General features: G+C 34.7%; 10 protein-coding genes. 2 read left to right on the top strand and 8 right to left on the bottom strand.

The genetic code is table 11. From position 1 onward, the window contains the following. Positions 1-84: 84 nt before the first annotated feature. The 4 genes from ACFX5E_RS00775 to truA all read right to left on the bottom strand — a co-directional run bounded on the left by ACFX5E_RS00775 (position 85) and on the right by truA (position 5,698). Positions 85-867: a hypothetical protein gene (locus tag ACFX5E_RS00775; RefSeq protein WP_379853256.1), complete on the bottom strand. Its 783-nt coding sequence runs from the start codon at positions 865-867 to the stop codon at positions 85-87. A gap of 283 nt (positions 868-1,150) precedes the next feature. Beyond that, entirely contained in the window at positions 1,151-2,539 is a 1,389-nt protein-coding gene (gene lpdA, locus ACFX5E_RS00770; protein ID WP_379853255.1) for a dihydrolipoyl dehydrogenase, read from the bottom strand. Between the two features lie 465 nt (positions 2,540-3,004). Next, positions 3,005-4,759 (bottom strand): ABC transporter ATP-binding protein, encoded by a 1,755-nt coding sequence (locus ACFX5E_RS00765; protein WP_379853254.1) that lies wholly within the window; start codon positions 4,757-4,759, stop codon positions 3,005-3,007. Positions 4,760-4,927: 168 nt separating this feature from the next. Continuing rightward, positions 4,928-5,698, bottom strand: a complete 771-nt coding sequence (gene truA / locus ACFX5E_RS00760; protein ID WP_379853253.1) for a tRNA pseudouridine(38-40) synthase TruA — start codon at positions 5,696-5,698, stop codon at positions 4,928-4,930. Positions 5,699-5,933: 235 nt separating this feature from the next. Between truA and ACFX5E_RS00755 the strand changes: the two genes are divergently transcribed. After that, a complete protein-coding gene (locus ACFX5E_RS00755; protein WP_379853252.1) occupies positions 5,934-6,431 on the top strand; it encodes a metallophosphoesterase family protein in 498 nt (165 codons plus the stop codon). A 6-nt stretch (positions 6,432-6,437) separates the two neighbouring features. On the opposite strand, the gene ACFX5E_RS00750 is transcribed toward ACFX5E_RS00755, so the two are convergent. The 3 genes from ACFX5E_RS00750 to ACFX5E_RS00740 all read right to left on the bottom strand — a co-directional run bounded on the left by ACFX5E_RS00750 (position 6,438) and on the right by ACFX5E_RS00740 (position 9,415). After that, positions 6,438-8,132: a tetratricopeptide repeat-containing sensor histidine kinase gene (locus ACFX5E_RS00750; protein WP_379853251.1), complete on the bottom strand. Its 1,695-nt coding sequence runs from the start codon at positions 8,130-8,132 to the stop codon at positions 6,438-6,440. Between the two features lie 60 nt (positions 8,133-8,192). Next, positions 8,193-8,855 (bottom strand): response regulator, encoded by a 663-nt coding sequence (locus tag ACFX5E_RS00745; RefSeq protein WP_379853250.1) that lies wholly within the window; start codon positions 8,853-8,855, stop codon positions 8,193-8,195. 146 nt (positions 8,856-9,001) lie between these two features. Next, a complete protein-coding gene (locus ACFX5E_RS00740) occupies positions 9,002-9,415 on the bottom strand; it encodes a DUF4293 domain-containing protein (protein ID WP_379853249.1) in 414 nt (137 codons plus the stop codon). Positions 9,416-9,598: 183 nt separating this feature from the next. On the opposite strand from ACFX5E_RS00740, the gene rho reads away from it, so the two are divergent. Beyond that, the gene (rho, locus tag ACFX5E_RS00735; protein ID WP_379853248.1) at positions 9,599-11,404 is read left to right on the top strand and encodes a transcription termination factor Rho; all 1,806 of its coding nucleotides are present in this window, start codon (positions 9,599-9,601) and stop codon (positions 11,402-11,404) included. Between the two features lie 125 nt (positions 11,405-11,529). Here the strand turns inward: rho and ACFX5E_RS00730 are convergent, their stop codons facing one another. Then, a complete protein-coding gene (locus tag ACFX5E_RS00730; RefSeq protein ID WP_379853247.1) occupies positions 11,530-12,804 on the bottom strand; it encodes an RsmB/NOP family class I SAM-dependent RNA methyltransferase in 1,275 nt (424 codons plus the stop codon). Between the last annotated feature and the right edge of the window lie 122 nt (positions 12,805-12,926).

Raw genomic sequence — 12,926 nt, 5'->3', positions numbered from 1 at the left:
ACTTGCTTTTCACAAATCGGATTAATAGATAGGATAATTGTAACCGGATGTATTTAAAATAGTTGGGATGAACCTTCCTATTGATTACTTGAAAATAATCCTGTTTTTTGAATTGATAACTTTACTGTAAAGTGTTTCAACAGCGTAGTTTTTAATAAAATAGGGTATCTTTTTTAATTCGTTAATTTGGTTTAGAGTCGAGCGTTTGATTGCACGGGACATTTTAATCAAATTGTCGGTATTATCTTCGATTTCGAGGGCTAATATGGATTGTAAGATTTCTTTTTTGATTGTGTGTCCAATCATGCCATGCGCTGTAACGGCATTTAATTGCTCGAATTTTTCTGCGATTTTTAGATTTTGGAGACCTTGATAGCTATAATTTGGCGCTCTATGCAAAAATGTCTTTTTCAATTGCGAAATTAAGGAACTGTTGGCGTGTGCGGCTTCTTCCGTTTCCACTTTTATAAGAGAAAGTGTAACAGGTATATTTTTTTTGAAATGTAAAATAGTATTTATACTTCGGGTACTGGTTACTGCTGCCGAATGGTGTTTTCTAAGGATTGATTTGTGTCCAGATATACCAAAGCTATGTTTGATGGATCCCTCAGTGCAGTACGCAAATAAAACAGAAGATTTACTTAATGGTTCAATACTTAGCAAGGTGTCATCAGAAAAAGTAATACTAGCCTGAATAGAGGTGATGCCATTTATAAAAGTTACAGCATCAATATTTCCCTTAATTAAATTGGAATCTAAGGCTAATTTAAATTCGTTATTGTTTGAATTTAAAATCCCTTTGAACGAGGTTTCAAGTTCATTAAAAACTTCATTTATTGTTCCGGTATTAAGATAAATATTTTTCATAAGACGTACTTTTACATAATTATAAAAAGAAAATGAACTCCGTTTATTTTAACTATTTTGATATATTCAAAGTACGTGATTAGACGATTTTTTTTTGTTACGAAATTATTTAGAAAAGTTTCATAATTAATTGATTAATAGATGTAATTAGATTTCTTGATAGATTTTTACCAATACAAGAATCCATAAAAAAATCCGACTTGCTTTCGCAAATCGGATTTATATTGTTTTGTGAAGACGCACTGTAGAGATGCACTGCAGTGCATCTCTACGCGTTTTATGTCTATAAATGGATTACTTCACCATAGGCATCAGCCACGGCTTCCATAACGGCTTCACTCATCGTTGGGTGTGGGTGAATTGATTTTAGGATTTCGTGTCCTGTAGTTTCCAGTTTACGCGCTACAACTGCCTCAGCAATCATATCTGTAACTCCGGCTCCAATCATGTGACAACCCAACCATTCGCCATATTTGGCATCAAAGATTACTTTTACAAAACCATCCGGTGTTCCGGCAGCTTTTGCTTTTCCAGAAGCCGAGAATGGGAATTTACCAATTTTCAATTCGTATCCTTTTTCTTTAGCTTGTTTTTCAGTTAAACCAACAGATGCTATTTCAGGAGTTGCGTAGGTACAACCCGGTACATTTCCGTAATCGATAGGTTCTACATGTAATCCTGCAATTTTTTCCACACAATTGATTCCTTCGGCAGAAGCTACGTGAGCTAATGCTTGTCCTGGTGTAACATCACCGATAGCGTAATAACCAGGAATGTTGGTTTGGCTATAATCGTTTACCAAAATTTTATCTTTGTCAGTAGCAATACCTACTTCTTCAAGACCTATGTTTTCAATGTTAGTTTTGATTCCAACAGCCGAAAGCAAGATTTCTGCTTCCAGAACTACTTCTCCTTTTGCTGTTTTTACAAATGCTTGCACACCTGCTCCAGTTGTGTCAATTCTTTCTACAGAAGAGTTGGTCATGACTTTGATTCCCGCTTTTTTCAAAGAACGTTCCATTTGTTTTGAAATGTCTTCGTCTTCAACAGGAACTACATTTGGCATGAATTCAACAATGGTAACATCAGTTCCCATCGAATTATAGAAATGTGCAAATTCTACTCCAATGGCTCCCGAACCTACGATTATCATCGATTTTGGTTGTGTAGACAAAGTCATTGCTTTACGGTATCCTATTACTTTTACACCATCTTGTGGCAAGTTAGGCAACTCACGAGAGCGTGCTCCAGTGGCAATGATGATATGGTCTGCTTCATATTCAGTAACTTTTGAATCTTTATCAGTAACATCAATTTTTTTTCCTGGTTTTAGTTTTCCAAAACCATCTAGCACGTCGATTTTATTTTTTTTCATCAGGAATTGAACTCCTTTGCTCATTCCGTCAGCAACTGTTCTGCTGCGTTGCACTACTGCGGGAAAATCTTTGTCAAATGATGAAACAGTCAATCCGTAATCAGAAGCGTGTTTTAGATAATCAAAAACCTGAGCTGATTTTAGTAATGCTTTTGTTGGGATACATCCCCAGTTTAGGCAAACTCCACCTAAGTTTTCTTTTTCAATTATGGCCACTTTAAAGCCTAATTGTGATGCTCTAATGGCGGTAACATATCCTCCAGGACCACTTCCTAAAACTATAATATCGTATTTCATTTCAAAGTTTTTTATTTGTTTTTTATTGGTGAATTGAATTCGTAAAAACTCATTTCATTTTCGTGTGTTTTTCTAAATTAATTGTGATGGCGAATTTAAGGATTTATTCTGTTTTGAGAAAGTTTCAAAGTAATAAAGTAACAAACTTTCAGAAAAACACCTTTGTTTTAAATAAATTGCAAGAGTGTAAATTTAGATTTGTTTTTTTAGCTTCTGCATCTTTGTAAAAAAGTAATATTAGATTTACGGCACCTAGATTATACTGATTTTACTCTTTCTCTCTTCATCTCTTTGTTGAAAAATTGGTATGCAGATTACATGGATTCAACAGATTTACACTTATTTTTTGCTCTTTATCTCTTTACTTCTTTTTAACAAAAAGTTCATGGCACACAAATTACACGGATTCAACAGATTTACACTGATTTTTTACTCTTTATCTCTTAACCTCTTTGTAACAAAAAACTAATTCGCCACCGAAAACTGGGAATCATACAAATTCTTGTAATACCCGCTTTCGCGGTTGATTAATTCCTGATGCGTTCCTTGTTCAACGATTAATCCTTTATCCATAACAACGATTTTATCAGCATTTACTATAGTTGCAAGTCGGTGGGCAATGACAATCGAGGTTCTTCCTTCGGTGATGGTTTCAGTGGCGCGTTGAATCAATTCCTCAGAATACGTATCGATTGAGGAAGTGGCTTCATCCAAAATCAAAATACTAGGATTGCTTACATACGCTCTCAAAAATGCAATCAGCTGGCGTTGTCCGGAAGAAAGCATAACACCTCGTTCCTTAACATCAAAATCGTAATTATCAGGCAAGCTCATGATGAAATTGTGTACCCCAATTTTTTTGGCTGCAGCCAAAACTTGATCGCGAGAAATAGCAGGATTATTTAAGGTGATATTATTGAAAATGGTATCGGCAAAAAGAAAAACATCCTGTAAAACTACCGCAATTTGATTTCGTAACGAACTTAAGGTGTAATTCTCGATGTTGTGATTGTCAATATAAATGGAACCGCTGTTGATTTCATAAAAACGGTTTAACAAGTTTATAATCGTTGATTTCCCGGCACCTGTAGAACCCACAATCGCAATGGTCTGGCCTGCATTCACTTCAAGATCAATTCCTTTAATCACATATTCTTCCGGAATATAACCGAAACGAACGTTTTCAAATCTGATATTTCCGTCAAAAAGAGGCGCTTCAATTGTTCCCGTATCCTGAATTTGATCTTGGGTGTCCAGAATATCAAAAACACGATTAGCGGAAATCATACCCAGTTGCATCTCGTTGAATTTATCCGCAATTTGGCGCAATGGATTAAATAGCATTCCTATAAACATGGTATAGGAAAACAAATCACCAAAAGTGGTAAAATGATCTCCGTTTAATATTTTCATTCCGCCGTATAAAACGATAAATCCTAAGGTCAGGGACGAAATAATATCAGCAATGGGAAAGAATATGGAGTTATAAAGAATCGTTTTTATCCATGCTCTGTTATGTTTATCATTGATTTCTTTAAATTTTTCGAACTCAATATCTTCCCTGTTAAAGAGTTGTACGATTTTCATTCCCGTCACGCGCTCTTGAACAAAGGAGTTCATATTGGCAATTTGCGTGCGCACTTCCTCAAAAGCCACTTGCATTTTCTTTTGGAATATTCGGGTGATGAAAACAAGAATTGGCATGGCAACAATCACAATCCAAGTCAGCGTCCAGTTCATGTAAAACATAAAAATTAGAACCACGAGCATTTTCATCAAGTCACTGATAATCATAAATAATCCCTGACTGAAAATACGGGCAATCGATTCAATATCCGAAACGGAACGGGTGACCAATTGCCCCACAGGAACATGGTCGAAATATTTCATTCTGAAACTTAGAATATGGCGAAATAATTTGGTTCTAATGTCTTTCACAATGTCCTGTCCAAGCCAGTTGGCCCAATAAACAAAGAAAAATTGCGAAAATACTTCCATCAAAAGTACAATTCCCATCAGGATTACATACAGTAATAGTCCGTGCTGATCTTGGGTTTTAATGTAACCATCAACGGTTTGCTTTAGTAAATACGGGCGCAACGCCGCAAATACCGAAAGCGAAATGGCAAAAATAATCACGCCATTAAAACGCCATTGGTAGGGTTTAGTATATTGTAATATTCGTTTGAATAATCGGGTATCAAATGCTTTTGCTTTCATGTTTTTTAGATTAATCCTGATTGTTTTCAGGAGCTATTTGCTTCGCCATTTCGCTTCGCTCGTGTCCTGCTATACGTTGCAATGTTTTTAGTCCTGAACTTGTTTCAGGATCCTGAAACAAGTTCAGGACTAAAAAGGATTTCTCCCGAAATTTCGGGACTATCAGGGCTATTTTGTAATGTAATCGTATTCTATTTCGGTTAAATATAAACCATGCGCCGGAACCGAAAAACCAGCTTTATCTCTGTTTTTGCTTTTTATAATAGCATTAAAATCAGCTAATGTAATCTTGTGTAAACCAATATTTATCAAAGTGCCCACAATGGCACGAACCATATTTCGTAAAAAACGATTCGCCGAAATGGTAAAAATTAGCTTTCCGTTTTCTTGTTTGTCTGCGCCCTGTTCGGCTGTGACTCGAGTCCAAATGGCTTCAAAAATCGTGCAATCAAATGTATTCACATCGGTATTTACTTTAGAGAAACATTGAAAATCCGTGTAATTAAACAATAACTCAGCAGCTTCGTTCATCAAATCGATATCTAGCGGCTGATGAAAATACCAACTTTGTTCTTGCGAAAAAGGATCTTTAAAAATGTTGATGTGGTATTCGTATGTTCTTTTTGTCGCGTCAAAACGAGTGTGCGCTTCCTCGTGAACGGGAATAATGTCATAAACAGCGATGTCTTTTGGCAAGTAGGAGTTGAGCTTGTGTATTAGATTGGGAATATCAAAAGACGTTTCGAAATCAAAATGGGCATACATTTGATTGGCGTGAACACCGGTATCCGTTCGTCCGGCTCCCATGAGATTAATCTCGGTATTCAATAGGGTAGAAACGGCTTTGTTCATCTTTTCCTGCACTGACGAAGCATTAGGTTGGTATTGCCAGCCATGATAATGGGTTCCGTTGTACGCTAATTTTATAAAATACCTCAAGTCAGTTTTTTTGAAGATACAAAGATACTTATAAATTTTTTTGCCACGAAGTCGCTAAGGCGCAAAGTTTGTTAAGTTTCAATTTGATTTTTTATTTGGAATTCGAATGTTTAATTTTACCACAAATTCCTAGCCCTGATAGTCCCGAAGTTTCGGGAGAAATCCTTTTCTGTTTTTCCTTTAAAACAGAAAAGATTGCAACGAATAGCAGGAAATGGCTCCAAATAAAACTAGTTTGAAAAAAATTCTCCTGCTTTCCGATACGCACAGTCACATTGACGATACGATTTTAAAATATGTTGCCCAGGCTGACGAAGTTTGGCATGCGGGGGATATTGGCGATTTGGCTGTGACTGATGTGATAAAAAATCTAAAACCGTTGCGATGCGTTTATGGTAATATTGATGATGCCAAAGCGCGATTGGAATTTCCGTTGCACAACCGTTTTATGTGCGAAGGAGTAGACGTATGGATTACGCATATTGGCGGTTATCCGGGGAAATACAATCCGAATATTAAAGCGGAGATGGCTGCAAATCCTCCAAAGTTATTTATTTGTGGACATTCGCATATCCTTAAAGTCATCTTCGATAAAAAACACAATCTCTTGCACATGAATCCCGGAGCGGCTGGAAAAAGCGGTTTTCATCAAGTGCGTACCATGTTGCGTTTTGTTATTGATGGCGATAAAATAAAAGACTTGGAGATTATTGAAATCGAAAAAAAGGCGTAATTCCTTTTAATGGACAACGGGAACCAAAATAGAAACTAATGTGCCGGAATCCAGTTTTGAATTAATGGTGAAAGTTCCTTGTAAATTATTTATCCTAGCTTGAATTTGGTTAAGACCAAAACCCTCAAGTAATTCAAACTTGTCAGTGTCAAAACCTTTTCCATTATCAATGATTTCAATTTGGAGTGATTTATTAGTTTCTTGAACAATCACAGTTCCTTTACTGGCTTGACTGTGTTTCGTTATATTATTCAGGAGTTCCGTAATGATAAAGTAAATTTTCATTTCGAAATCTTCATTATAGCGTGTTTTTATAGTTAATGCGCTTGAATATTTGAAATCAATAGCGGAGTTTGAATTTTTTTCACATAAATCTTCCAGTGCATAAAATAAACCAAATCGCGCTAAAAGTGTCGGCATAAGCTCATGGGATAAATCACGTACTTTATCGTGTGCTTCCTTTAATAGAGACTTCGTCTTTACTATTTCCTGGGGTGGTGATTGGTTCTGTGAAGTAAAAACAGTCAAATGTAATCCTGCAGAAGACAGTAAAGCGCTAATGTTATCATGTAAAAAAGAGGCGATTTTTTTTCGCTCTGTTTCTTGACCGTTAATAGAGGCATTTATAATATTTTCCTGAATTTTACTTTGAATATCTTTGAGTTTGTTGTTTTGTTTCAGTCTTGTGTTTTGAAAGAAAAAGTAAAAAAGAATGATTACCAACAGTAAAGACGCTATTATAATAACACTTATTTGTTTGTTTTTATATTGTCTTTCAATCAATATTTGCTGGTTTGTCTGGTATTTGTTTTCGATAGTATCAATCTCTCTTTTATATTGATCTAATTCGAGATTTATACCGGCCACATTCGCTTTTTTGAGCTTTTCTTCATTATTGAGTTCAGCAGTAATTGCATTGTAATTAGCAAGGTTTTCATATGCTTTTTGGTACTGACCATTTTTTAATAGAAACTTTGAATATTCCAGATGCGAAAAAGATAAATCTGATTTTTCCTGTCCTTTTCTGCCTATTCTAATGGCATTCTCAAAAAAAAGATTCGCTTTTCCAGTATCCATTTTATGCCCATAATACATTCCGTTAAGCATGTTTAAAGCGACTATAGTACTTTCGTCGCCATACTTTTTATGATGCTTGTTAATGAATTGCAAATAGGCGTATCCTTCGTCAAAACGGCCAATATCAAAATAGGCCCATGCGATATTGAGATTTGTAAAAACAATTTGACTGATATCCTTTATTTTTGTACTGTATTCAAGTGATTTTTTATAGCAGAAAATCCCTTTTTCATACTGTTTTTTATCAAAGCAATAGATGTTCCCTAAATTATTATAGAGCCAATTTCGTAATTGATAATTATTGGTTTTATTCGCATATACTAAGCCCTTGTTGTAGTAAAAAAAAGCTTTGTCAAATTCGGACATTTCATCAAAATTCGCTCCGATAGTGTTGTAAATGGTGGCAATTAGATTGTCATCTTTAATTGCAATAGCATAACGCAAAGCAATTCTGGATGTAACCAAAGATTTTTCAAATTTATCCTCTTTCATGTATTTACATGCCGCTTTTGCTAATACTGTAATTTCTTTTTTAGAAGGTATTTTTTCTTTAGCTATAATACCGCTACTGCAAAGATTCAGTAGTATCAAAAACAATAAAATGATTCGGTGTTGTTGTGGCATAAAAAAGTGTAAGGTCTATTTGAAAAAGGGAGTGGTTATGAAAATAGAATTAAAAACAGCTTATGATTTGATTAAATTATTATTAATAGCATACTTAACCAAACTGATGATGTTTTTTAATCTTAGTTTTTTCATGATGTTTTTTCGATGAGTTTCCACCGTATTTACACTGATATATAATTGCTCGCTGATTTCTTTGCCGCTATATTCCAATGAAATTAAAGTGATGATTTCTAATTCCCGTCCTGTCAATAGAGAATTTATAGTTGGGTTTATCCTATTTAATTTCGGATTGTCTTTTGTGACATTGTTAAATATTTTCTCTCTTAAGGTTTCGCTAAAATATTCTTCACCTCTATAGACAGCCTGGATTGCTTCGACGATATTTTCGCCGGCACATTGTTTTGTCAAATAACCACTGGCACCCAATTTCATTATTTCTTTTATTAACTTTAAATCATCATAACTGGAGAGAATTATAACTTTGCAAGGAAACCCTTTGTCTGCAAATTCTTTAATAACCGCTATGCCGTCTTTCTGGGGCATATTTATATCCAAAATTAGGATGTCGGTTTTGTTTTGAGTGACTTCGTCAAAGAGATTATTGCCATTTAACGAAAATCCAACCACTTCAAAATCAGGGACGGTTTGTAACAGTGAACTGATACCGTCAATAAGTATCTGATGATCATCGGCTAGATGGATTCTAATTTTTGGCGTCATATTTTTTTTTCTGATATCAAATTTATAAAAAAATAATTAACATTTAATAAGATTTTTATTATTTTAAAGAGAAAAACTTAAGACACAAAAAAACCCGAACTATTACATTCGGGTTTCCTTCGCACTAATAAACTAAGTTTATAGGTTTACCTCAATCGATCCACAGATTTTACAAGATCTTCATCCTTCTTGATGGCTTTATTAGCTAAAACTAATAATACGATAGCCAAGATAGGTAGAAACATCCCAATACCTTTCTCCGAAACCACTTGTGTTTCTCCAGATAGATTTAGTGAACGATAAACAAACAATCCTAATAAAATCAAATTTAATATGATGTTCAATCTGCCAATAACAAATTGATTTTGTCTTTTTTTATAGGAAACAACACTTAACATAGAAAGCGTAGTGCTTAATCCAAATATAATAACATAAAATTGGTTTTGCATAAAATAATAATCACTGCCATCCTTCATTGTCCATAAAGGAATAAAAAACGGTAAGATTCCGGTAACTACAAAAGCAAGAAATAAATATATGGTCTGAATTCTTTGTATCATGGTTTGAATTTGTTTTACAAAAATATATTTTTTCTTTTTAATAAATACTATTGTATGATTAAATTTTATTCGTATTATTGCATAACAATACCGTAAGCACTTCATACTGCGGTTCATTCAAAATAAAAAAGTTTACTACCTATCTTTAAGATTTTCCAAATTAATTAAACTCATAGAACATTCATGTTTGATATTTCTGCATTAAAAGAAATGAAGCTATCTGAGCTTCAAGAAATAGCTAAATCAGCTAAAACCATAAAGTTTAACGGTGTAAAAAAAGAGACCTTAATTAGTCAAATTTTAGAACATCAAACTGCTAGCGTTGATTCACCATTAGATAAAAATAAGGAAAGCAAGGTTGTCTCAATTGTTAATAAAAAACAAGAAGATACGGTTGAGGATGATAAGCCTAAAAGAGCACGAATCATTCCAGTGAAAAAAGTAGCGATTCAAAAAGCTTCAACAACTTCTACTATACAAATGGAGGAAAATCCAAACGAATTCACTTCTCCAGCTGAAGTAATTATTCCGGAAGCAACCACTGCTCCAGCGGATAGTCCTGAAACTAAAGAAGCTGTTGAAACTGAAAATAAAGCACCTAAAATTGTTAAATTCAGTAAATCAGCTTACGAAAAGAAAATTGCTTTAAAAAAGGATAAAGAAGAAGTAAAGAAAACTCCTAAAGAGAATGAAGTAGTTGCAGATTCAGATACTGATGAAAACGGTGAAGTTCCAGCAGCACCAATAAAAAAGATAAATCCAAATCAATTACATAAGCAAAATCCAAACCCTAATCAAAACGTAAATGGGAACGGGAATCAAAATCCAAACTTTAAAAATAAGAAAAGTAATTTTGCAGCTTCTGATTTTGAATTTGACGGGATCATAGAAAGTGAAGGCGTATTGGAAATGATGCCTGATGGTTACGGTTTCTTGCGTTCTTCTGATTACAATTATTTGGCTTCGCCAGATGATATTTATTTGTCAACATCACAAATTAGATTATTCGGACTTAAAACCGGAGATACCGTAAAAGGGGTGGTTCGTCCACCAAAAGAAGGAGAGAAATTTTTTCCGCTTGTGAGAGTGTTAAAAATAAACGGACACGACCCGCAAGTAGTTCGTGACAGAGTTTCATTCGAACATTTAACTCCCGTTTTTCCATCTGAAAAATTCAAATTGGCTGAAAAGCAAAGTACTATTTCAACCCGAATTATCGATTTATTTTCACCAATTGGAAAAGGTCAGCGTGGTATGATTGTGGCGCAACCTAAAACAGGTAAAACCATGTTGCTTAAAGATATTGCAAATGCAATTGCTGCCAATCACCCGGAAGTTTATTTGATAGTTTTATTGATCGATGAACGTCCGGAAGAGGTTACCGACATGCAACGGAGTGTACGTGGGGAAGTTATTGCTTCCACTTTTGACAGAGAACCGCAAGAACATGTTAAAATCGCTAATATTGTTCTGGAAAAAGCAAAACGTTTGGTAGAATGCGGTCACGATGTAGTGATTCTGTTGGATTCTATTACCCGTTTAGCAAGAGCTTATAATACCGTACAACCAGCGTCAGGAAAAGTATTAAGTGGAGGTGTAGATGCTAATGCATTGCAAAAGCCAAAACGTTTCTTTGGAGCCGCGCGTAACGTTGAAAATGGAGGTTCGTTGAGTATTATTGCAACAGCATTGACCGAGACAGGATCCAAAATGGATGAAGTTATTTTTGAAGAATTTAAAGGTACAGGAAATATGGAATTGCAATTGGACAGAAAAATTGCTAACAAACGTATCTTCCCGGCTATCGATTTAACGTCTTCAAGTACTAGACGAGATGATTTATTATTGGATCAAAAAACATTGCAACGCATGTGGATTATGCGAAAATACCTTTCGGATATGAATCCGGTGGAAGCAATGGATTTCATTAATGATCGTTTCAAGAAAACAAAAAATAATGAAGAGTTTTTAATCTCGATGAATGATTAATAAAAAAAGTTTAAAGTTTTTTTAGTTTAAGGTTTGAAAAAGATTAAGCTGAAAAAATAATGATATAAAAAAAGTCCTCGATTTTTCGAGGACTTTTTTGTGAATGGTATTAATGGTTTGAAACCTTAAGATTCTTCAACTTTCTCAGCTTTTGCAACTTTCTCAGCTTTTGCAGGTTTTTCGACTGCTTCTTTTCGTTCTAACAATGCCATATAGAATCCATCAAAACCAGATTCTGAAGCCAATATTTTTTGGTCTTTAACAAAGTTGAATTGTTGACCGATATCGGTAGTTAAGAAACGAGCAATTTGCTCTTGATTTTCTGATGGTAATATAGAACAAGTGGCATACACTAATTTTCCTCCCGGTTTTACAATTTTAGAATAGCTCTCTAAAACTTCCGATTGTACTTTGCGGATGTTATCAATAAATTCCGGTTTCAATTTCCATTTTGCATCTGGATTTCTTTTCAGAACTCCTAAACCACTGCAAGGTGCGTCAATTAAAACACGGTCTGCTTTTTCGTGTAATTTTTTGATGATTTTTGTCGAATCAATAATGCGGTATTCAATATTGAAAGCACCGTCTCTTTTGGCTCTGATTTTTAATTGCTTCAGTTTGCTTTCATACAAATCCATAGCGATTAATTGCCCTTTATTTTCCATCAAAGAAGCAATATGCAATGTTTTTCCTCCTGCACCTGCACACGTATCAACAACACGCATTCCTGGTTTTACATCAAGGAAAGCGGCTACTAATTGTGAATTGGCATCTTGTACTTCAAAAAAACCTTGTTTGAAAGCATCGGTCAAGAAAACATTGGCTCTTTCTTTTAACACTAAAGCATCCGGTTGATTTTTCAACGTTTCAGTTTCAATGTTTAAATCCATTAAAATAGCACGTAGCGCTTCTCTGGTTGTCTTAAGGGTGTTAACTCTTAGGATAACCTTTGCAGGTTGGTTTTGAGCCGTTATTTCAGTTGCCCAAACTTTTTCGCCTAGTTCTTTAACTCCTAATTCATCCATCCAGTCTGGAATAGATTCTTTTAGAGCTCTCACTTTTGACAATTCATCAAAACGTCCTTTTATTTTTCTTTCAGGAGTTCCTTCCAGCTGACGCCAATCAGGAATCGGGTAGCCTCTTAAAACTGCCCATACCGAAAACATTCTCCATAGATTGTCTCTGTCAAAAGGTTCTTTTACTTCGGCTATTTCTGCGTATAATCTTTTCCAACGTACGATTTCGTAGATGGTTTCGGCAACAAATTTTCTGTCAGAGCTTCCCCAACGTTTGTCTTTTTTTAAGGATCTTGCTACCACTTTATCAGCATATTCGCCTTCATTAAATATGGCGTTCAAAGCATCGATGGTAGTATAAACTAAATTTCTGTGTAATCTCATTTTAAATAATTGAGGTGCAAAGGTACTATTAATTGATTGAATGTTATATTTTTAATAATGAATGTTGTTTTTAAATTTTTTTACACAAAAAAACACTGCTTTCAAAACAGTGTTTTTTATAA

Origin of the sequence: Flavobacterium xylosi (genome assembly GCF_042787345.1) — a bacterium.
GTDB lineage: Bacteria > Bacteroidota > Bacteroidia > Flavobacteriales > Flavobacteriaceae > Flavobacterium > Flavobacterium xylosi.
This window is presented reverse-complemented; position numbering and strand designations above follow the sequence as displayed.